The organism is Arthrobacter sp. UYEF21, from assembly GCF_040546085.1.
Taxonomy (GTDB): domain Bacteria; phylum Actinomycetota; class Actinomycetes; order Actinomycetales; family Micrococcaceae; genus Arthrobacter.
Genome location: NZ_JBEPNF010000012.1, coordinates 122,030 through 141,902, shown reverse-complemented (window position 1 = coordinate 141,902; position 19,873 = coordinate 122,030). Strand labels below are relative to the sequence as shown.

Genomic DNA, 19,873 nt, shown 5'->3' with positions numbered 1-19,873 from the left:
AGGTCACCGCCGGAACACTATTACCGGTCGAGAGCCCCCGAACACCACGTGTCCGGGGGCTCTCCCACGTTAACCACCCACCCACACAACCACCCAAACCAGCACCAAGCGAGAGAGCGTTGGGGGAGGTCCGCGTAGAGTTGACGTCCATGGATAACCTTTTCAGTCACTCGGGCGACGCGCTCGCCGTCCCCGCAGAGCCCACGGCGAGCCTGGAACCTGTCGTCTATGCGGTGACGGTGCCGGGCCCGGTAGCTCAAGCCTTTGCCGGGTTCACGGACCACACCCATTTGTGGTGGCCGCTGGAATCACATGGCGTGTACGGGGCTGGCTCCTACGTCGAGTTTGAAGAGAACCTCATCCTGGAAACGGCTGACGACGGCAGGACCGCTGTCTGGGGCACCCTCGATGACTGGCAGCCGCCCCTGTCCTTCCACGCGTCCTGGCACCCCGGGACCACCGCGCTCTGGTCGACCGAGCTGAGGGTGGCCTTCAGGGCGGTGCCGGATGGAACGGAACTGCGCTTGGTCCATGACGGCTGGGAAGGCGCCGAGGACCCGGCCGCCACACGTGCCTCCTACGCCGCGGACTGGCCCACAGTACTCGACCGCTTCGTGAGGTTCATGGGCGGGGCGAACTAGCAGCAGCGCAAGCCACGGGCACTGAGCAGTCAGGGATCATGCGGGCGGTACGGCAGTGCTGGACCTGTCCAGGAACTGGGTGGGGAACTCCGGACATCCGCGGTCGAGCCGCGGACGTTGTCCCCACGCACTCGAGGGTACGTCGCCCTAGACTGGGGGGAACGACGACGACGGGAGGCTGCGTGGGCAGCTTGGTTGAAGAGCTGGTGGGGGCGGTCGGCGTAGAACAGGTCAGCGCCGAGAAGGCAGCGCTGGCCAGGTATGCCGTGGACCAGGCCCCGGTCCTGGAATTCCAACTGCCCGAAGCCGTGGTCTTCGCCCGGTCGACGGCGGATGTCCAGGCTGTGGTCAGGCTGTGCGGCGCCCAAGGGATTTCCGTGGTGGCCCGCGGAGCCGGGACCGGTGTTTCCGGCGGCGCGCACGCGAGCCGGAACAGCGTTGTCCTGTCACTGGAACGGATGAACCGCATTCTTGATCTGAACCCCGATGACGAGACCGCCGTCGTCGAACCCGGGGTGGTAAACGCGGCTCTCAACGAGGCCGCGGCTCCCTACGGGCTGATGTACGCGCCGGATCCGGCGAGCTTCCGCTCCTCAACCATCGGCGGCAACGTTGCCACCAACGCGGGGGGACTGCGCTGCGCAAAGTATGGCGTGACCAGGGACTCGGTCTTGGCACTGGACGTGGTGCTGGCCGACGGGTCCCTGATCCACACTGGCCACCAGACATTCAAGGGCGTTGCAGGCTACGACCTGACGAGCCTGTTCGTCGGCTCGGAGGGGACGCTGGGGATCGTGGTGGGGGCAACGGTGCGGCTCAAGTACCTGCCCCGTGATGTGCAGACCATCGCCGCGTTCTACCCAGGCTTCAGGGAGGCCGCCGCGGGTGTCCTCGCGGTGGGCCGGGCCCGTGTGCAGCCGGCCATTATGGAACTGCTCGACGGCGGCACGCTGGCACAGCTGGACGTGCTCCACGGCTCGGACCTGAGTTCGCGGGGCGGTTCGCTGCTCCTGATCCAGACTGATGGGTTCGGCGCTGCGGCGGAGGCCGACATCGTCCGTTCCGTTCTGGCCGCCGGCGGCGCAACGGTGAGTACCGAATCCACGGCGGAAGCCGAGCAGCTCGTGGAGCTCCGCCGGAACAGCCGTGGCGCCGAGGTGGACGACCAGTACTGTGTGGGCGAGGACGTCGCCGTGCCGCGCTCACGCCTGGTGGACTATGTTGCCGAGCTCGAAGACCTGGCTGCCAGGCATGACGTAAACCTTAAGGTGGTGGCGCACGCGGGCGACGGCAACCTGCACCCCACGTTCTGGATTGACCGCGCGGACAAGGCAGTGGATGCAGAGGCCATGGAGCGGCTGAACCTGGCCCTGGATGCCTCCGTCGCGGCCGCCCTGGAGATGGGTGGCACCATCACCGGGGAGCACGGGATCGGGCAGTATAAACTGCGCTGGCTGGGTCTGGAACAGCCGGAACCGGTCCGGGGCCTCCAGCGTAGGATCAAGGAACTCTTTGACCCTACCGGCATCCTGAACCCCGGCAAGGCCATCTAGGCTCGGTTTGGCTTAGTCGTCGACGTCCGGGTATTCCTCGGCGGCTTCGTCCGCCCCGTACCTGGACTCCTCGGTTTCCACTTCAAGAATCTTGATCATGTCCGTATCCGGGTTGAGCATGATGGCCGCCTCATCGCGGCGGTGGCGCAGGACGGAATCGATGTAGGACTGCACAGCCTCCGCGAGTGGTATGTGGCGTGAATGTTCCTCGGACATGTACCAGCGGTGCTCCAGGACCTCATGCACGGCCTCCGCCGGCTCCAGCTTGCGGGACAGGTCGCGGGGGATCGAACGCACAATCGGCTCGAAGACCTGGCTGACCCACAGGTGCGCGCTGTATTCCTCGTCCATCCCCGGGTTGTTGTCCGCGCGGAAGGTGTCCATGTCATTGAGCAGGCGCCTGGCTTGGTTCTCCTGGGCATCCAGTCCGGTCAGGCGCAGCAGCCGGCGCATGTGGTGGCCCGCGTCCACCACCTTGGGCTGGAGCTGGATGCTGGAACCGTTCTGGGTGGTCTTGATGGCGTATTCCTCGACGTCGAACCCGAGTTCGTTGAGCCGCCGGATGCGGGCCGCCACCCGCCAGCGTTCGCCGAGCTCGAAGGATTCCTTCTCCGTCAGCTCCGCCCAGAGCCGGCGGTAGCTTTCCATGATGAGTTCGCTGGTGGCCACGGGGTCCACCTTCTCCTCGATCAGGCCGCCATCGAGGAGGTCCATCAGCTCGCCGGCGATGTTGACCCGGGCGATCTCGAGGTCGTACTCGCGCTGGCCGGTGGACAGATCGGGGTAGAGCTCGCCGGTTTCGGCGTCCACCAGGTAGGCGGCGAACGCGCCGGCATCGCGGCGGAACAGCGTGTTGGACAGCGAGACGTCGCCCCAGTAGAAGCCGATGAGGTGCAGCCTGACCATCAGCAGCGCCTGGGCGTCGATAAGGCGGGTCAGGGTGTCCTTGCGCAGCATCTGCGAGAACAGCGCGCGGTACGGCATGGAGAACTTCAGGTGGCGCGTGACCAGCACGGGGTTCAGGGGGCGGCCGTCCAGGGTGGTGCGGCCGGTGATGACTGCTACCGGGACAACGCAGGGGACATCCAGGCGGGCCAGCTTGCGGAGCATGTGGTATTCGTGGCGGGCAATATGTTCGGACGTTTCCTTGATGGCGATAACGGAGCCGCCCAAGTGCGCGAAACGCACGATGTGCCGGGAGATGCCTCGGGGGAGCGCCGCCAGGTTTTCCGATGGCCAGTCCTCCAGTGCGATGTGCCACGGCAGGTCCAAAAGTTCAGGATCCGCGGATGCAGCGGTGATATTGAGCGAGCTGGAGATGGCAAGGTTTTTGTCATCCTTGGCGCTCGCTGCCTCGATGCGCGGCAGTTTGCCCACCTGCGCGTAGTCCGTGGGCTCGTCGTGCCACTGGGCATTGTGTTCATCGCTCATGGGTCAATTCTTCCGTACATCGGGGGGCCAAGGGCAAAGTGCCCAGAACGAACGACGGCGGCCCTCCCGTTAAGGGGGAGGGCCGCCGTCGTTATTGCTTTGGTTTTGCCCGGGGTTTCGACAGGCTCAACCACCGTAAACTGGGGCGGTCAGTCGCCCAGGCGCAGGCCGGTCTTGGTGTCGAACAGGTGCACGTGGCCCGACTGCGGCCGGACGTAGATGGTCTCACCCTTCATCGGGGGGCGGCGGCCGTCGACGCGGGCCACGATGTCGTGGTCCTTGCCGTCCAGTGTGGTGTGGCCGTAGACGTAAGCGTCAGCACCGAGTTCTTCAACAACATCGACCTCGACCTGGAGACCCTCACCTTGCGCGGCCTGCTCCAGGTCCTCGGGGCGTGAACCCAGGGTGACGGTGCTGCCGTGGGCCTCTTCGAGGACATTGCGCGGCACGGGGTAGACCGTCCCGCCGAACTGGACGCCGCCGTCGACGACTGGGAGTTCGAGCAGGTTCATGGCGGGGGAGCCGATGAAGCCGGCAACGAAGACGTTCTTGGGCTTGTCGTAGAGGTGGCGGGGGGTGTCAACCTGCATCAGCAGGCCGTCCTTGAGGACTGCGACGCGGTCGCCCATGGTCATGGCTTCAACCTGGTCGTGGGTGACGTAAACGGTGGTGACGCCCAGGCGGCGGGTCAGGGAGGCGATCTGCGTACGCGTCTGGACACGCAGCTTGGCGTCCAGGTTGGAAAGCGGTTCGTCCATAAGGAACACCTGCGGGTTACGCACGATGGCGCGGCCCATGGCAACACGCTGGCGCTGGCCGCCGGAAAGTGCCTTCGGCTTGCGGTCCAGGTACGGTTCAAGGTCAAGAAGCTTGGCGGCTTCGCGGACACGCTCGGCGCGCTCCTCCTTGGAGACGCCGGCGATCTTCAACGCGAAGCCCATGTTGTCCGCAACAGTCATGTGCGGGTACAGCGCGTAGTTCTGGAAAACCATCGCGATGTCGCGGTCCTTCGGCGGAACGTCGGTGACGTCGCGGTCGCCAATCAGGATCCGGCCGGCATTGACGTCCTCGAGGCCCGCGAGCATGCGCAGGGAGGTGGACTTGCCGCAACCGGAGGGTCCAACCAGGACCAGAAATTCGCCATCGGCGATTTCAATGTTGAGCTTGTCAACAGCGGGCTTCTCTGTGCCCGGGTACAGACGCGTAGCGTTATCAAAAGTAACTGTAGCCACAGTTATCAGTCCCTTCACCGGCAGGTACGTGCCGGACGATCCGTAGTGAATGGTTCATGTAATTCAGTTATCCACGGCATTGCAGCCGTGTACTCCCCGGCCGAAGCCGAGGAGTATCGCTTGACGCCGCACGGTTCTGTGCGCCACGTCACAAACAAGAGTATGTCAGACGAATTGCTTATTGTTTCAAATGTTACGGAGGTCACATGCGAGGTTGGCCATGCTGGGCCATCTCAGGCGTGGCCTGGTTCCTCTTCGGCCACAGCCAGGCTGCGTTCCTGCAGGAGGGCTTCAAGCAGTTCCGCGACATGGGCCGGCGCCTCCACCCGGAATTCCGCCTGGGTGAAGTCCAGTCCCACTTTGACGCCGACATCACCGGCTTCCAGGCGTGCCAAGGCGTCCTCGTCCGTGACGTCGTCACCGGCGAAAAGGACCGCGGTGGCCCCGGTGATCTGTCGCAGGAACGTCAGGCCCTCGCCTTTGGATGCGTTCACCACCGAAGTTTCCAGGACCCGCTTGCCGTTCTTCAGGAAAACGCCTTTGCGCTCCTGGAGGACCGAACGGGCCGCGGCCACGGCGTCCTCGGCAACATCGTCTTTAGCCAGGCGGGTGTGCAGGACCACGCCGGCGGGTTTGTCTTCGAGCAGCGTGCCCGGAGCCTGCTCAACAATTTCCTCCAGGACGCCACGGACTTCGGCGAGCAGCAGGCGCTGGCCATCATCCAGGGTCAGTTCCGCGGAGTCGGGGCCCAGCCAGGCTTCGGCGCCGTGGCTGCCGATCAGCAGCGTGTCCACCGGCGGCGAAGCCACCGCTCGCAGGCTGGCGAGGGCCCGTCCTGAGAGGAGAGCCGTCGTCGTCCTCGGAAGGGCGGCCAGCCCGGCAAACGCCGCGGCGGAGCGCGGAAGGGGGCGGGCGTCGCCGGCCCGGTCAACGATCGGGGAGATGGTGCCGTCGAAGTCCAGGGCCACGAGCAGGTGTTCCGTCCGGGCGATCCGACGGGCGGCCTCCCGGAGTTCCGGAGACAGGGTAAGCGGGTCCTTGGCGGGCCGGGGATCAGGAGTCATCGCGGACAACTTTCTCGTTCAGGGCCGCCAGGAAGTCAGCTGACCAATGGTCGACGTCGTGCTCCAGGATCTGCTTGCGCATGGACCGCATCCGGCGCGCGGCGTCCCGGGGGGACATGTTAACGGCCCGCATGATGGTGTCTTTGAGGCCGTCAATATCGTGCGGATTCATCAGCAGGGCCTGCTTGAGCTGGTCCGCGGCGCCGGCGAACTCGCTGAGTACCAGGGCTCCGTCGTTGTCCTTGCGGGCCGTGACGTATTCCTTGGCGACGAGGTTCATGCCGTCCCGCAGGGCCGTGACCAGCATGACGTCGGCGGCGAGGTACAGCGCCACCATTTCCTCGACGGGATAACTGTGGTGGAGGTAGCGGACGGCGGTGTTCTGGATGGTGTCATACGTGCCGTTGATGTGGCCGACGGTACCCTCGATCTCCTCCCTCAGCAGCCGGTACTGCTCCACGCGTTCCCGGCTGGGGCTGGCCACCTGGATAAGGGTGGCGTCCGTGACGGCGAGCTTGCCTTCGTTCAGGAGTTCCTCGAAGGCCTTGAGCCGGTGGCGGATGCCCTTGGTGTAATCCAGTCGGTCAACGCCCAGGAGGATGGTCTTGGGGTTGCCGAGATCCTGGCGGATCTGGCGAGCGCGCTCGATGATGTCCGGATTGTGGGCCAGCTCGCTGATCTGTGCCACGTCAATGGAGATCGGGAAGGCCTGGGCTCTGGCGATGTGCGTAATTTTGCCGTCGTGGCCCTTCACGTGCACTTGCTGCTGCTTCACACTGGCGCCCAGGAACCGCCGCGCGGAGCGCATGAAGTTGCCGGCGTCGCTGGGGCGCTGGAAGCCTACGAGGTCTGCGCCCATCAGGCCGTCGATGATGGCACGCCGCCACGGCAGCTGGGCGAAGATTTCCGGCGGCGGGAAGGGGATGTGGTTGAAGAACCCGATCCTGAGGTCCGGCCGGGCCTCCCGCAGGAGCCGCGGTACCAGCTGCAGCTGGTAGTCCTGGACCCACACTGTGGCGCCCTCATCGGCATAGCGGACGACGGCGTCGGCGAACCTTTGATTTACCCTACGGTAGGCGTCCCACCAGGTCCGGTGGAACTCCGGCGGGGCGATGACGTCGTGATACAGCGGCCACAGGGTGGCGTTGGAGAAGCCCTCGTAGTAGAGCTCCACGTCGTCCGTGCTGAGCTGGATCGGGACCAGGTCCATGCCGCCATGGCTGAACGGCTCGACCGTTTCGTCCGGAGCACCGTGCCAACCCACCCATGCGCCGTCGGTCTTGGACATCATCGGGGCGAGGGCAGTCACCAAGCCGCCGGGGGAGCGGCGCCAGCCGGAGCCGTCGTCGCCGCTCTCACCCGGCGTGCTGCGGTCAACCGGCAGCCTGTTGGACACCACCATAAAGTCGTACTTTGTGGCCGGGCCGTGACCGCGCGTGGCCGCGCCGGGTTCGGGTTCGGCTGGTGATTTTTCTTGGACGGGTGTTTGCATTGCTGCTCCCTGGGTTTGTTCTTGGCTTTAAGCCACCTTAATAGGAGAGAATCTCCGCGGCTATTCGTCCGTTGGTTTTGAGGGCGGAATGCTTGAAGGGGCAAGCTCTCAGGTTTCTCCCCTAAAATGGTGGAGTTGCCACCGAGTGGACGCCCTATGTCAATCGACCCAAGGAACACATGAGCCCCGCAAATGACGCACGCAAGTCCAAAGCTGAGCGAACCTCGGAGGCGCGCGAGAAAGCCCGCCTGATCCGCGAGGCCCAGCTGAAGAAGGACAAGCGCAATAAGCTGCTGATCGGCTGGGGCATTGTGGTGGCCGTGGTGGCCATCCTTGCGGTGGTGGCCCTTGTGGTGACCACAACCATGCGGCAGAACGCCCCCGTTGCCGACCAAGGACCCATGCCGGCCAACGGCAACGTCAACGGTGGAATTACGTTGCTCGCCAATACCGACGTGGCGAAGCTGGAACCGGCCACCGTTGATGCCGCGTCCGTGGGAGAACCGCCGCAGACTGTCCCGGCGGAAGTCGTCGCCCCTGGTGCCGAGGCTGAAGCCGGCAAGCCCGTGAAGGTGGTCCTCTACGTGGACTTCATCTGCCCGGTCTGCAAGAACTTCGAGGTGCAGTACAACGCGCAGCTGACAACGCTGCGCAACGAAGGCAAGATCACCGTGGAATACCGCGCCCTCGGCTTCCTGGACAACCGGTCCTCGACGAACTACTCATCGCGCGCGGCCAACGCCGCAGCCTGCGTTGTGAACGAATCCCCGGAAAAGTACGCGGAGTTTGTTGACTCGCTGTTCGCGAACCAGCCTGCCGAAGGCTCCGCGGGGATCTCTGACGACAAACTCAAGACCATGGCCACGGACATCGGCGCCAAGCCCATTGACAGCTGCATCGATGAGAAGACTTACCGCCCGTTCGTGAAGTTCACTACCAAGCAGGCTGCCGCCATTGGCGTCACCGGCACGCCCACAGTGTTCGTTGACGGCCAGCAGTGGGGCAAGGGCGCCAGCGCACAGACCCCGTTCCCGGACTTCCTGCAGGCAGCGATCGCCGCAAAGGGCTGATCTGCCCGGGTCGCTGACATTGCATGGCCCGGCCCCGGATTCACTCCGGGGCCGGGCCATTGTCATTATCTCCTTGCGGCGAGGCCGGCCCATTTTTACGAGCGGGCGGACTTGGGCTAACCTTATCTAGCGCCGTTCTGGCGTACGCCCCGATTGGGGTGCGCCTCCTTAGCTCAGTTGGCCAGAGCACCGCTCTTGTAAAGCGGGGGTCGTCAGTTCGAATCTGACAGGAGGCTCCAGAGCTACCCGTGGGGTCTGACAGTGAGCACTACGAGGTGAGGTTGGCTCCCGTTGCGGTCGGTCAGGTTCATGCTGGAATCGTACTCGCCGTCAGCCCCGAAGAAGCCGAGTATCTCACCCTCATTGGAACCGCGCCCATGCAACAGCACCACCAGTGGTGCAGACGGGTCAGTTGATCCGGCGGTTGCCACAACATGCCGGAAGCCTGCGATAAGCACTTCTGCTGCATTGGGTTTATCGGGGAGGCTCATAGTGCTCCTGACGGGCGTACTTCGAATCAGAAGGTTTAGTTGAAGATACAATGAGTAGACCGTGTCCCGGCAGAACTGTCAACTGCGCGGCGCCGACTAACCTGTGGGCGATTCTTCGACGAAGGCGCGTTCACTGCGATGTACGCGTTTTCGTCGTCGGCAGACGGGGCATGTTCGCTCCAGTCATCGCGGACATCGCGTTCAACTTTTCCAGTCGCAATGAGTTTGCGCGCATGGCTCAATGCTTTGCGGTTGAGTTTGGCGGCCACGATGCCTCCCCCGGGCCCAACATGGAATGCTGGCTACTGCAGCTTAACCCCGCGCTGGCCAATAGAATCTGTCCGGTTTCGCGGGCTATTGCTTAACTACCGGTCTTATGACCTAAACTGCTTCACTGAGGCGCCTGAAATGGTGCCGCGCAGCAACGAAAGTGAACCCCGTTATGGCTACCGATTACGACGCTCCACGCAAGACGGATGACGAGTCTTCCGCCGAATCACTGGAGGCCCTGCAGGCATCCCGCGGCGGAAATGCCCAGACCGCAGTCATCGATGTCGAGGAGACCGATACGGCTGAGGGTATTGACCTCCCCGGCGCCGATCTCTCCGGCGAAGAGTTGACCGTTGTTGTTGTTCCCGAGCAGTCCGATGAGTTTACGTGCGCATCATGCTTCCTGGTCCGCCACCAGTCCCAGGTCGCGCGTGAAAAGAACGGCATAAAGTACTGCATCGAATGCGAAGGCTGAAAGATTCCACGCCCTGCAGCGTGAAAAAGTGCCCCGTCAGGTCCGGCCCGACGGGGCATTCGCGTCTTCACGGCGGCTGGTGCGGAACACCCGGGCGGGGCCGGCCCGGCGTCGTTATCACGAGTAACGGTGGAGTGCAGAAATGGTGTTAAAAGCGTTTCTTTCTGCTCCAATTGCGCCGCCGAAGTACTCCGGCGTGACCCGCGGCAGCCGCGTTTAACGGTTCCGTGCCGAAGCGGCCACAACCCTGCCTAAAGGCCTTCGATGCTCCTACGCTTGAGCTACCTAATCACTCGAAGGGTGGCCCACAATGAAAAAGATTCACACGTGGCTGACAGTCATTCTGATGGCTGTCGGATTGGGTTTCCTGGCTCCGGGGCCCGCCTCGGCAGCCACATCGTATTGCGGACTCGCCTGGGGGTCGCTGGCTGAAACAGACCCGGCGATGAGCACCGCATCCGTCACCAATGTCCGGACGGGGCAGCACTACTGCTTCGACAGGATGGTGGTTGATCTCAACGGCCCTGTTGCCGGCTACACGGTTCGGTATGTTCCGGTCGTGGTCCAGGACGGTTCAGGTTTTGAAATCCCGCTGCTGGGTTCTGCATTCCTCCAGGTAACTGTGAACGCACCGTCCTATGACAGCAATGGCAACGTCACGTACAGCCCGGCGGCTAAGGCCGAACTGTCCGACGTTTCGGGCTACCAGACCTTCCGTCAGGTGGCTTCTGCAGGCAGCTTCGAAGGCTACACGAGCATCGGCCTGGGCGTCCGCGCCCGACTCCCGTTCCGGGCCTTCACCATGGCTGGCCCTGGTTCCGGATCGCGCCTGGTGGTGGATGTAGCGCACTTCTGGTGACGGTCAGTGCGCCGACGAAATGCCGTTGAGGACAAAATGGGAAACCCCAACAGGATGCCTTGCCCGGATGCCTTCCGGGCAAGGCGCCTTGTGCGCTCACGGCAAAGCTCGCACGCTCGCGACAGGTTTGCACGCTCACGGCAGAGCAACCAGCCGCTGATGGGCGGTATCGGATTTTGTGAAGTCCGACGGCGGAGCTAGGCCGGGCGGCTGCCCTTGCGCAGGGCGGTGCGCAGTTCCCTCCACGCTCCGCTGGACCACAGCGCCCACGCGACCAGCACTGGCTGGAAGAACAACCGCAAGAGCCGGTCACGGTCCGTGTTCAATCCGAAGGCGTCCGCCCCCGTCATATACTGCGAGATGTTGCCGGGGAAGATCAGGATGAAGAACGCTGCTGCCAGCAGCCCCACCGGGACGCGGCGCTTCCGCAGGGCGATCAATGCGGCGCCAAGGCTGATTTCAACCACGCCGGATGCCAGCACTACAAAGTCCTTGTCCAGCGGGAACCAGGGCGGGACCTGCGCCTGAAATTCCTGCCGCGCCACGGTGAGGTGGCTCATGCCGGCGAAGGCCAGCGAACCGCCCAGGGCGAATGCGCCGATCAGCCGCGGCACCGTGACCTTCCCGGCGGGGCGGGTGAGGAGGCGGGTCAGTGCTGTCCGGTTACGGGTCACGAGTGAAACGTAGCATGAATTCGCGCCTTGTCTACCTGCTGGTAACTTCCTGCCTGTGGAGTACAGGAGGGCCGCGATGAAGCCCACCCTTGGGCGCTGCCGGACAGCTTAGTAAGCTTACTGAGAAATCGTGTCTGTCCAGATGTCACGGCCCCGGCCGGACTGATAGCGTCGGTATTACTGGACCAATCGAGGAGGATTCATGAAAGCTTCACCGACCCTGACCAACAACCTGCAGGCCGTACTTACCGACCTGATCGAGCTGCACATCCAAGGCAAGCAGGCCCACTGGAACATCGTGGGAACCAACTTCCGGGACCTGCACCTGCAGCTGGACGAAATCGTTGATGCCGCGCGCGCGTTCGCGGACGACATGGCCGAGCGGATGCGTGCCCTCCATGCCCTGCCGGACGGCCGCAGCGCCACCGTGGCCAAGTCCACCTCGCTGGCTCAGTTCCCCGAGGGTCTCATTAGCACCAAGGACGCCATCGAGCGGATCGTGGCTGCGCTTGAGGCTGCGGTAGGGACCATGCGCAAGGTCCATGACGAGGTGGAAGAAGAGGATCCCACCACCGCTGACCTGCTGCACGAATTCATCGCCAAACTGGAGCAGTACGCGTGGATGGTTAACGCTGAGACCATGAAGGCCTCGGCAAGCGTCACTGCGCCCGACGCGAAGTAGCAGTCCGACGCGCGCCTTGGCTTTGCCCGCCGTGGCGCACGGACGGCCCGGTGCCGGTACCTTTTCCGTCACCGGGCCCACTTGTGCGACCGCGCCGCGCCCGCCGGAGCCGCGCCGCAGTGCCTAGTCCGCCGTCGGAATCTTCCGGAGTGCGACGGCGCTGATGGCCGCCGCGCCGGCCATCAGTACCAGCGCAATTGCGGCAGTGATGTGGACGCCCGAATGAAAGGCGAGGCGCGCCGCTGCGCGGAGCCCCTCGCCGAGCGGAGCAGGCAGGCCCGCCGCCAGCTCCATGGCTCCCGCGAGTGTTGGGGTGCCGACCATGCATGATGGAAGCCATGCCCAGGAAACCCGTAGCCCGCGATGCTGTCCTCGACGCTTTTGAAGACCTCTTGATCGGCGTGGGGGAGCGGGCTGCCACGTTGGATGCCGTGGCCAAGCGGGCCGGCGTGTCCAAAGGCGGCCTGCTGTACCACTTTCCTAATAAGGAAGCGCTGATCGCAGCCATGTTGGAGCGTCTGGATTCCCTCGCCGGGGAGGATCTTGCCCTCATGGCAGCGGCGCCGGAAGGCGCGGCGGCCTACTTCATCCGGTCCTCGCTCTGGTCCGACTCGCCGATGGACCGCTCCTTCCTCGCCGCCAGCCGGCTGGCGGAAGTGGCCCATGTGGAGGCCAGGCGCCGGTTCGCTGCCATCCAGCGGCAGTGGCTGGACCTGATCGCCGCGGACGTTGGCAGCGGGATGGCCAAGGCCGTGCTGTATATGGGGGACGGGTTGTATCTCAACGCCATGTGGGAAGGCGGGCCGGCGTCGAGTTCGGATGGCCTGAAGGGCGACGGGGACGTGCTCCTGGCCGCGGTGGAGCGGCTCCGCAGCTGATTTTGCTCAATCGTTCGGCCGGGCCCTGGTGCGGCCCGCCTATATCCGTAGGCGGCGGCGCCCAGCACCGGAATGATGGTGCAGAATTCGACGGCCCTCCTGTGTGCGGGGCCACGCTGCGGAACCGGGTTAGTTGTTCAACGCGGCCCAAAGGTTGAGCGAGGACGCGAACACAATCCAGGTGATGTAAGGCAACAACAGGAGTCCGGCCGGCCGGCTGATGGAGCCGAAGCGGACCACCGTAACGGTCACTGCCACAATGAGCGCCAGGATGATGGCAAATGCCAGCCAGAGAGCAGAAGTGCCGATCAGCGGATACAGGCTGAAGAAAGTGGGCGTCCACACTAGGTTGAGGCACAACTGCACGCCGTATATGACCAGCGCCGGCCGGGATGCCGGACTGTGGCGGCGCCAGGCCAGCCAGGCGGCCACCGCCATGGCCGTGTAGAGGACTGTCCACACCGGGCCGAACAGCCAGTTGGGTGGCGACCAGGGGGCTTTGTCAGCGCCGACATACCAGCCATTGACGTTGTTGATGGTGGCAAACGCACCCAGCCACGCGACCAGCGCGGAGGCTGCCAGGAACAGCAGGAGCGCAACCGCCTGGGCGCCGGGCCCGCGTTTCAGGCTGGCATCCCTGTGCCTCTCGACGGACTTTTCCGGGCGTAACTTCATGTGTCAACCCTTGCGAAGCGGGGCCTGCGAGTCAAGCCGCCACGGGCCCTGCTGGAACGGCCGCACCGGATCAGGCTTTAGACTTGTGGCTACATGTCCGCACGCAGCCACGAGAACAGAACCGCGAACAAAACCCTGAGATTGGACACTGCCCCCTTGCGAGAATTCACCGCCCGCTTTGCCACAGCGGAGGAAATTGAGAACTGGGACAAGCACGTCACCGCCAACCCCAGCGGCGGCAACATGCTGCAGTCTGCGGCCTACGCGGCCGTGAAGAAGGGCAGCGGCTGGAGTGTCCGCTTCCTTGTCCTGGAGTCGGGCGGAACGTCCAGCTACGACCTGGTCCTGGAGAAAAAGTTCCCCGTCCTGGGCCGCCTCTGGTACCTGATCAAGGGGCCGGACCTTGAATCGGTCGCCGACCTCAAGCCAGCCCTGGATGCCTGCGCCGTGTTCGCCCGGAGCCGCAAGCTCAACGTGTTCAGCATCAAGATTGAACCGGACATCATCTCCTCGCCGGAAGTCCAGGCACAGCTCGCGGCCGCCGGTCTGGTGAAGGCACCCAACATCCAGTCCAATGACTCCACTGCGCTGCTGGACACCGCCGCACCGGATAACGAGGTGTTCCGCGCCATTTCGTCCCGCGCCCGGAACGCGATCCGACGCGCCGAACGCGAAGGCTGCGAGGTGCTGGAACGCGAGAGCAGCCCGGAAACGTACCGGGCACTCTATGAGCTCATGGCGGACACCGTGAATGCCAAGGGTTCCATGCCCCTGCGCAGCTACGAGTACTACGCCCAATTCTGGGATGAGTTCTGCAACCGCGGCCTGGGCCGGTTTTTCTTCGTGGAGGAGGACGGCAAACCCAGCGTCGGTGCCTTCGTGATCAACTACGGTGCCAAGGCAACCTACAAGGACGGCGGCTCCACCCAGAACCGCAAGCAGTACGGCGATTCCCATCTGGTCCAGTGGGCGGCCATCCGCCGCATGCAGGAACTCGGCTGCACCGAGTACGACTTCTGCGGGACCCCGCCGGCGGCCCAGATCAAGGACAAGGCCCATCACCTGTACGGCATGGGCATGTTCAAAACGAGCTTCACCAAAACGGTCACGGACTTCGTCGGCTGCCATGACTTCGTCCTGGCCCCGGTCCGGTACGCCCTGTGGGTCAAGGGTGCGGAACGGATCTTCCGCCGGCTCGAAACCGCCCGCACCGGCCAGCAGTTCTACTGACAGCGCCCTAGCAACACACACCACCGCCCACCACGAATGCCAGCGCATGCCCCACCCGGCGGCGCAGCCACAGATGAGGTTACTTCCGTGAATCCAACCAAGGCAGAAGCCGGGCTCCAGCTCGGCGTCCTCAGCGATGCGGAATTCGAGACTTTCGCACTCAGCCACCCGCAGAACAGCTTCATCCAGTCCGTTGACTTCGCCAGGTTCCAGCGTGCCCGCGGCCAGGCTGTGGAACTGTTCGGTGTCAGGCGCGACGGCGAACTGGTGGCCGCCGGCAAACTGAACTACACCACCACCCGGTGGGGCTACACGGTGTGCGAGTGCGCCAAGGGCCCCCTCATGGACTACACGGACGCGGCTCTGGTGCGCGACGTCGTCGGGCTTCTCAAAGAACGCGCCGCGGGCCGCAAGGCCGCTGAACTGCGGATTTCGCCGAACCTGACGTACATCGCCCGTGATGAAGACGGCGCCGAGCACCCCGAGCTAACGGACAACAGGCCGCTCGTGGCCGACTTGGGGCGCCTGAGCTTTGAACACCAGGGCTCGGAGATGGACTTCGTCAACGTCAACTGGATGTTCATCAAGAATCTCGAAGGCATCAAGGACTCCGAGGAGCTGATCATGAGCACCAGCTACCGGACCCGCAAGGCCATCCGCAAGGCCGAGAAGAACGGCGTGTTCCTGGAACAAGCCACTCTGGCGACCCTGGATGAGTTCTACAACGCGCTCAGCACCGCCGGGGACGAGAAGGGCTTCGTCTACCGGGAGCGCGAATACTACGAGCACCTCCTGCGGACCACCTCGCCCGAGTTCACCAAGCTCATGATGGCCAAAATCGACATTCCCGCGTACCGGAAGTCCATCACCGAACGGCTTGAAGCCGAGTCCGCGTCCGCTGCCGAACTGCGCCGCGAGATCGAGGAAACCGGCAGCAAGAAGAAAGCGAACCGACTCAAGGTGGTCCAGGACCTCGCGGACAGCTATGAGCGCAGCCTCAAGGACATTGAGCGGTTCCCGGATTCCGTCGGCGTCGCTACCGTGGCCGCCATCCACTTTGTCTGCTACGCCGACGAAGTAGTCTGCGTGATCGGCGGCACCAAGCAGGACTACATCTACTTCAACGGCGCCACCTCGCTGTACTGGGGCATGATGCTCCACGGACTCGAGAAGGGTTACGCCCGCTACAACTTCTACGGCACTTTTGGCATCGAGGGCCAGGACGAGGAAGGCCACGGCGGCTACCAGTTCAAGAAGGGCTTCGGCGGGGACGTGGTCCAATTGCTTGGCGACTTCGTGATGCCGGTGCGGCCCTTCGCGTTCCAGGCCAACCGCCTGGGCCGCGCAGCTGTCGCCGCAGCCCGCATCCTGCTCGGCAAACTGCCGCGGAAGCGGCAGGCATAACACCAACCCACCAAGCGTCATATAGGGAGGAGGACCAACGTGACCAAACGTCCTGAACATTCCCGAGGCAAGCCCCATAGTGACGGCCTGCCCAAGACAGAGCCCCTGTCGCCCTCCCAGCTTCGCCAGGACGCGGCGGCCAAACGGATGCTGCGGCGCCTGGTCCAGGGGGAGAATCCGCCGACGGCGCCACTGAGTATCGTGGACAGGCTCGCCGGGAGCCCCTACGCCAACCCCATGATCCAGGTGGGCGGCGTGGACACTTCCGCCCGCAAGACCCTGGACTTTGCCCTGCACCTGGCCGAGACCATGTTCCGGTACGGGGCGGGCGCCTTGGAGGTGGAGACGAGCATCATTGCCGTTACCGCGGCGCTGGGCCTGAAAAATATCGAAGTGGACATCACTAACCAGTCGGTGGCCATCAACTACGCCCCCAAAGATCAGCCGCCCATCGCGCTGCTTCGGGTGGTGCGGTCCTGGACCAACAACTACGCCGGCCTGGCCAAAGTCCACCGCCTGGTCACCGACATCGTGGCCGGGGGATTGGGCCGCGATGAGGCCATCCGCCGGCTGGACGAGGCCATCACCAGCCCCAAACCGTTCCCGCGCTGGATGGTCACCATGGCTTTCGGCGTTTTCGCTGCAGTCTTCGTGGGCGTCCTCGGCGGGGGGCCGGCGTCCTCGGCCATCGCCTTTGTGGCCAACCTCGGCGTCAGCCTGTTGGCGCGCCAGCTGGGCCGGTGGCGGGTTCCGGACTTCTTTACGACGGCGGCCTGCTCCTTCGCCGTTACTCTCACCGCGTTGTTGTTGTGGCGCTTCGGCCTCACCAATGCGCCGGCGATCGTGGTGGTGGGCGGCATCCTCCTGCTCCTCCCCACCGGGCGCCTGGTCTCCTCCGTCCAGGACGCCATCAACGGGTTCCCCGTAACGGCCGCCGGCCGCTTCCTGTCCACCCTGCTGACCTTCGGCGCCATTGTGGCCGGCATCGCGGTGGCCTTTGTGGTGGGCGCGATGACCGGAATGCAGGCCATCGATGTCACCCAGACGTTCCCGGCCGCCTATGATGCGTGGGTCCTGGTGATCTTCATCGCCCTCGCCGTGATGGCCATCGGCGTCACGGAGCAGACCTCCTGGGACCTGCTGCTGCCCACCGCAGGCGTCGGAGTGGTGGGCTACTTTGTCCTTCTGGGAGCAGGTTCGCTCGGCGTCGGCGACCGGTTCTCCCCGGCGCTCGCCGCCGTCGTGATTGGCTTGCTGGCGAGGGTGGTGGCCCTGAAGATGGGCGCACCCCAGCTGGTGGTGGCCGTTCCGGCGGCACTGATCCTGCTGCCCGGCCTGACCATCTTCCGGTCGATGTACGTCCTGACCATCGAGGAATCCGAAATCCTGTTGGGCGCGGGGGGGATGCTCAACGCCGGGGCAATTGTCCTGGGCACGGCGGCCGGCATTGTCCTCGGGGACACGCTGGCGCGTCCACTGACACGCAGCCTGGCCAGCAACGAGCGGCGCCGGGCCCGGCGGCGTTAAGCCGCCCGAAGTTTATTCGCGGGCGGGCGCCTGCTGCGCTGAGACTGCTCAGATCTTCCCTACGGGGAGTTTCTTCTCGGCCTGGAAGTCGTCCTCCACCCTTCCCTTGGCCCAGTATCCGGACAATGACACTTGGCTCCGCTCGAGGCCGCGCTGGACATAGAACACGTCGCGCAGGGCCTTCATGTAGCCGCGCTCGCCGTGGGCAAAAACGTCAACCCGGCCGGCGGGCCAGTCGGCGTCGGCCACTGCCGATACAAGGAGATCGCCGGTGCCGGCAGGCGCGCCGTTGCGGCGGAGCCACGAGACCTGGACGCCCGGCGGGGCATCGATGGGCTGGATGTCGGCGTCGCCGTCCACCTCAATGAAGGCCAGGCCACGCGCCTCCGCCGGCAGCGATTCGATGCCTGCGGCGATGGCCGGCAGGGCGGCCTCGTCCCCGGCGAAGAGGTACCAGTCGGCGTCGGACGACGGGTTGTAAGCGCCGCCGGGGCCGGTAAGGGTGAAGGTGTCGCCGGGCCTGGCGGCGGCAGCCCAGGGCCCGGCCAGTCCCTCGTCCCCGTGGATTACAAAGTCAATCGCGAGTTCCTGGGCGGCGTTGTCCACCCAGCGGACCGTGTAGGTGCGTGTGAACGGCCATTGCTGGCGAGGCATGGTTTCTCGGATGGTCCACAGGTCCAGGGGCTGGGCGTAGCCAACGCCGGGCTGCGGGAAGACAATCTTCACGTAGCGGTCCACGAAGCTGTTGTTCACGTAGGTGGAAAAACCCGGGCCGCCGGCCACGATCCTCACCATGTGGGTCGAGAGTTCTTCCCGGCGGATCACCGTGAGGTCGATCTGCGGACGTGTGGACTTCATTGCGCTCGTGGCGGCCGGGACTGTGCTCATAAGGTAACCCTAAGCTAGACGACCTGGGGGAGCTCCCACGTTACGCCGGACGAGCCCTGCTCCCGCAGCAACTGATTAATGGTGCTGAAAGGCTTGGAGCCGAAGAAGCCGCGCGAGGCCGACAACGGGCTCGGGTGCGCACTGGAGACCACCGCCGCGCCGGGCAGGAGGGGAAGGACACCCTCCGCATCCCTGCCCCACAGCACCGCCACGAGCGGCGGTCTGCCGCCGTCGGCGGCGCACCGGTTGGCAACTGCGGTGACTGCCGCCGTCGTAATGGCCTCCCAGCCCCTGCCACGGTGGGAGCCGGCGGCCCCGGCCCGGACGCTCATGACGCGGTTCAGCAGGAGGACGCCCTGGGCGGCCCACGTGGACAGGTCGCCGTGGATGCGGGCGGGAATGCCGAGATCGGCCTCCAGTTCGCGGTAGATATTCGCCAGGCTTCGGGGGATGGGGCGCGTCCGCGGGTCGACGGCGAAGGAAAGTCCGATCGCGTGGCCCGGCGTCGGGTAGGGGTCTTGGCCCACGATCAGGACCTTAACGTCAGCCATCGGCAGCCTGAAGGCGCGCATGACGTTCGACGGCGATGGCAGGACTTCGTGCCCGGCTGCGACTTCGGCGGCAAGGAAAGTGAGGACGTCCCGGAGCTCAGCTTCAACCGGTTCCAGCGCAACCGCCCAGTCGGCAGCCATCAGCGCCGCTAACGGCAGCGCGGCGAGGTCGGCGAAGCCCACGGCATCAGCCGGCTCCGCCGCGAACTCAAACAGGGCGTCGGATTCAAACACCGTCCCATTCTCGCAGGGATCGGCGCCGCCCCTCGGAGTTTTTGTCCAGATAACGGCGAATCGGAGACCTAAAAACCCGAATAAGTGGACAAAAAATCCGAGAAGCGAAAATGACAACGATGTTATTTGCGCCGTAACATGGGATGAGATTTTCAACCTCACCAGCGAAGGGAAGTGCCGTGGCGGAGCCTGCTCAGGAACACGTTGCGGAGCCCTCCGAGCGGAGTCCGCTGCTGGCAGATTTCGCCGTTCGTGACTCCCCGTTGAGCGAGCGTGACCAGCAGATGCTGGCCCTGGAGCGGCAGTGGTGGAAGTACGCCGGAGCCAAGGAACAGGCAGTCAGGGAACTCTTCGATCTGTCCGCCACGCACTACTATCAGCTGCTGAATGCCCTCATTGATTCCGAGGCTGCGCTGGCCCACGACCCCATGCTGGTCAAGAGATTGCGTAGACTACGTACGTCGCGTCACCGGGCGCGCACTGCACGCCGCCTGGGTTCCGACGCCTGACCAACTTCGTGCTGAGCCATCAGCAGTAATCAGCAAGGATGTC

At 64.5% G+C, this 19,873-nt stretch carries 21 protein-coding genes and 1 tRNA gene; 12 read left to right on the top strand and 10 right to left on the bottom strand.

Annotated features, from left to right (window positions below):
* Positions 1–149 precede the first annotated feature (149 nt).
* Entirely contained in the window at positions 150–641 is a 492-nt protein-coding gene (locus ABIB27_RS13585; protein ID WP_354216237.1) for an SRPBCC domain-containing protein, read from the top strand.
* 203 nt (positions 642–844) lie between these two features.
* The gene (locus ABIB27_RS13580; protein ID WP_502909218.1) at positions 845–2,194 is read left to right on the top strand and encodes an FAD-binding oxidoreductase; all 1,350 of its coding nucleotides are present in this window, start codon (positions 845–847) and stop codon (positions 2,192–2,194) included.
* A gap of 12 nt (positions 2,195–2,206) precedes the next feature.
* Here ABIB27_RS13580 and ABIB27_RS13575 read toward each other — a convergent pair whose 3' ends face one another.
* From ABIB27_RS13575 to ABIB27_RS13560, 4 genes are all read right to left on the bottom strand, one after another.
* A complete protein-coding gene (locus tag ABIB27_RS13575) occupies positions 2,207–3,625 on the bottom strand; it encodes a DUF4032 domain-containing protein (protein WP_354216235.1) in 1,419 nt (472 codons plus the stop codon).
* 149 nt (positions 3,626–3,774) lie between these two features.
* On the bottom strand, positions 3,775–4,857 hold the full coding sequence (locus ABIB27_RS13570; protein ID WP_354216234.1) for an ABC transporter ATP-binding protein: 1,083 nt from the start codon (positions 4,855–4,857) through the stop codon (positions 3,775–3,777).
* Between the two features lie 233 nt (positions 4,858–5,090).
* Positions 5,091–5,921, bottom strand: coding sequence for a trehalose-phosphatase (otsB, locus tag ABIB27_RS13565; RefSeq protein ID WP_354216233.1), 831 nt, complete (start codon positions 5,919–5,921; stop codon positions 5,091–5,093).
* Positions 5,911–7,413, bottom strand: coding sequence for an alpha,alpha-trehalose-phosphate synthase (UDP-forming) (locus tag ABIB27_RS13560; protein ID WP_354216232.1), 1,503 nt, complete (start codon positions 7,411–7,413; stop codon positions 5,911–5,913). Before ABIB27_RS13560 ends, otsB begins: the two co-directional genes overlap by 11 nt.
* A gap of 179 nt (positions 7,414–7,592) precedes the next feature.
* Between ABIB27_RS13560 and ABIB27_RS13555 the strand changes: the two genes are divergently transcribed.
* Positions 7,593–8,483 (top strand): DsbA family protein, encoded by an 891-nt coding sequence (locus ABIB27_RS13555; RefSeq protein ID WP_354216231.1) that lies wholly within the window; start codon positions 7,593–7,595, stop codon positions 8,481–8,483.
* Between the two features lie 162 nt (positions 8,484–8,645).
* Positions 8,646–8,722, top strand: a tRNA-Thr gene (locus ABIB27_RS13550).
* A gap of 3 nt (positions 8,723–8,725) precedes the next feature.
* Here the strand turns inward: ABIB27_RS13550 and ABIB27_RS13545 are convergent.
* Positions 8,726–8,974: a hypothetical protein gene (locus ABIB27_RS13545; protein ID WP_354216230.1), complete on the bottom strand. Its 249-nt coding sequence runs from the start codon at positions 8,972–8,974 to the stop codon at positions 8,726–8,728.
* 442 nt (positions 8,975–9,416) lie between these two features.
* On the opposite strand from ABIB27_RS13545, the gene ABIB27_RS13540 reads away from it, so the two are divergent.
* Both ABIB27_RS13540 and ABIB27_RS13535 read left to right on the top strand, forming a co-directional pair.
* The gene (locus ABIB27_RS13540) at positions 9,417–9,719 is read left to right on the top strand and encodes a DUF4193 domain-containing protein (protein WP_354216229.1); all 303 of its coding nucleotides are present in this window, start codon (positions 9,417–9,419) and stop codon (positions 9,717–9,719) included.
* A gap of 310 nt (positions 9,720–10,029) precedes the next feature.
* Positions 10,030–10,578: an AMIN-like domain-containing (lipo)protein gene (locus ABIB27_RS13535; protein WP_354216228.1), complete on the top strand. Its 549-nt coding sequence runs from the start codon at positions 10,030–10,032 to the stop codon at positions 10,576–10,578.
* 197 nt (positions 10,579–10,775) lie between these two features.
* On the opposite strand, the gene ABIB27_RS13530 is transcribed toward ABIB27_RS13535, so the two are convergent.
* On the bottom strand, positions 10,776–11,252 hold the full coding sequence (locus ABIB27_RS13530) for a DoxX family protein (RefSeq protein WP_354216227.1): 477 nt from the start codon (positions 11,250–11,252) through the stop codon (positions 10,776–10,778).
* A gap of 202 nt (positions 11,253–11,454) precedes the next feature.
* Between ABIB27_RS13530 and ABIB27_RS13525 the strand changes: the two genes are divergently transcribed.
* Complete coding sequence (locus tag ABIB27_RS13525) at positions 11,455–11,934, top strand: Dps family protein (protein ID WP_354216226.1); 480 nt, start codon at positions 11,455–11,457, stop codon at positions 11,932–11,934.
* Between the two features lie 123 nt (positions 11,935–12,057).
* Here ABIB27_RS13525 and ABIB27_RS13520 read toward each other — a convergent pair whose 3' ends face one another.
* Positions 12,058–12,258 (bottom strand): hypothetical protein, encoded by a 201-nt coding sequence (locus ABIB27_RS13520; protein ID WP_354216225.1) that lies wholly within the window; start codon positions 12,256–12,258, stop codon positions 12,058–12,060.
* Between the two features lie 14 nt (positions 12,259–12,272).
* On the opposite strand from ABIB27_RS13520, the gene ABIB27_RS13515 reads away from it, so the two are divergent.
* Positions 12,273–12,812, top strand: coding sequence for a TetR/AcrR family transcriptional regulator (locus ABIB27_RS13515; protein WP_354254043.1), 540 nt, complete (start codon positions 12,273–12,275; stop codon positions 12,810–12,812).
* A gap of 129 nt (positions 12,813–12,941) precedes the next feature.
* On the opposite strand, the gene ABIB27_RS13510 is transcribed toward ABIB27_RS13515, so the two are convergent.
* Positions 12,942–13,487 (bottom strand): TspO/MBR family protein, encoded by a 546-nt coding sequence (locus ABIB27_RS13510; protein WP_354216223.1) that lies wholly within the window; start codon positions 13,485–13,487, stop codon positions 12,942–12,944.
* 156 nt (positions 13,488–13,643) lie between these two features.
* On the opposite strand from ABIB27_RS13510, the gene ABIB27_RS13505 reads away from it, so the two are divergent.
* The 3 genes from ABIB27_RS13505 (at position 13,644) to ABIB27_RS13495 (ending at position 17,648) form a co-directional block, all read left to right on the top strand.
* Positions 13,644–14,717: a lipid II:glycine glycyltransferase FemX gene (locus tag ABIB27_RS13505; RefSeq protein ID WP_354254041.1), complete on the top strand. Its 1,074-nt coding sequence runs from the start codon at positions 13,644–13,646 to the stop codon at positions 14,715–14,717.
* 87 nt (positions 14,718–14,804) lie between these two features.
* Positions 14,805–16,121, top strand: a complete 1,317-nt coding sequence (locus tag ABIB27_RS13500; protein WP_354216220.1) for a peptidoglycan bridge formation glycyltransferase FemA/FemB family protein — start codon at positions 14,805–14,807, stop codon at positions 16,119–16,121.
* A gap of 39 nt (positions 16,122–16,160) precedes the next feature.
* Positions 16,161–17,648, top strand: coding sequence for a threonine/serine exporter family protein (locus ABIB27_RS13495; RefSeq protein ID WP_354216219.1), 1,488 nt, complete (start codon positions 16,161–16,163; stop codon positions 17,646–17,648).
* A 48-nt stretch (positions 17,649–17,696) separates the two neighbouring features.
* Here ABIB27_RS13495 and ABIB27_RS13490 read toward each other — a convergent pair whose 3' ends face one another.
* Both ABIB27_RS13490 and ABIB27_RS13485 read right to left on the bottom strand, forming a co-directional pair.
* Positions 17,697–18,536, bottom strand: a complete 840-nt coding sequence (locus tag ABIB27_RS13490) for a siderophore-interacting protein (protein ID WP_354216218.1) — start codon at positions 18,534–18,536, stop codon at positions 17,697–17,699.
* A 14-nt stretch (positions 18,537–18,550) separates the two neighbouring features.
* Positions 18,551–19,321: a uracil-DNA glycosylase gene (locus ABIB27_RS13485; RefSeq protein ID WP_354216217.1), complete on the bottom strand. Its 771-nt coding sequence runs from the start codon at positions 19,319–19,321 to the stop codon at positions 18,551–18,553.
* A gap of 179 nt (positions 19,322–19,500) precedes the next feature.
* Here ABIB27_RS13485 and ABIB27_RS13480 point away from each other — a divergent pair, with 179 nt between their 5' ends.
* Entirely contained in the window at positions 19,501–19,830 is a 330-nt protein-coding gene (locus ABIB27_RS13480; RefSeq protein WP_502909215.1) for a DUF3263 domain-containing protein, read from the top strand.
* The last annotated feature ends 43 nt before the right edge of the window (positions 19,831–19,873 follow it).

Coding starts and splice junctions, on each gene's coding strand:
- ABIB27_RS13585 (WP_354216237.1), top strand. CDS start 150: ATGGATAACCTTTTCAGTCACTCGGGCGACGCGCTCGCCGTCCCCGCA.
- ABIB27_RS13575 (WP_354216235.1), bottom strand. CDS start 3,625: ATGAGCGATGAACACAATGCCCAGTGGCACGACGAGCCCACGGACTAC.
- otsB (WP_354216233.1), bottom strand. CDS start 5,921: ATGACTCCTGATCCCCGGCCCGCCAAGGACCCGCTTACCCTGTCTCCG.
- ABIB27_RS13560 (WP_354216232.1), bottom strand. CDS start 7,413: ATGCAAACACCCGTCCAAGAAAAATCACCAGCCGAACCCGAACCCGGC.
- ABIB27_RS13555 (WP_354216231.1), top strand. CDS start 7,593: ATGAGCCCCGCAAATGACGCACGCAAGTCCAAAGCTGAGCGAACCTCG.
- ABIB27_RS13545 (WP_354216230.1), bottom strand. CDS start 8,974: ATGAGCCTCCCCGATAAACCCAATGCAGCAGAAGTGCTTATCGCAGGC.
- ABIB27_RS13540 (WP_354216229.1), top strand. CDS start 9,417: ATGGCTACCGATTACGACGCTCCACGCAAGACGGATGACGAGTCTTCC.
- ABIB27_RS13535 (WP_354216228.1), top strand. CDS start 10,030: ATGAAAAAGATTCACACGTGGCTGACAGTCATTCTGATGGCTGTCGGA.
- ABIB27_RS13525 (WP_354216226.1), top strand. CDS start 11,455: ATGAAAGCTTCACCGACCCTGACCAACAACCTGCAGGCCGTACTTACC.
- ABIB27_RS13520 (WP_354216225.1), bottom strand. CDS start 12,258: ATGGTCGGCACCCCAACACTCGCGGGAGCCATGGAGCTGGCGGCGGGC.
- ABIB27_RS13515 (WP_354254043.1), top strand. CDS start 12,273: ATGCCCAGGAAACCCGTAGCCCGCGATGCTGTCCTCGACGCTTTTGAA.
- ABIB27_RS13510 (WP_354216223.1), bottom strand. CDS start 13,487: ATGAAGTTACGCCCGGAAAAGTCCGTCGAGAGGCACAGGGATGCCAGC.
- ABIB27_RS13490 (WP_354216218.1), bottom strand. CDS start 18,536: ATGAGCACAGTCCCGGCCGCCACGAGCGCAATGAAGTCCACACGTCCG.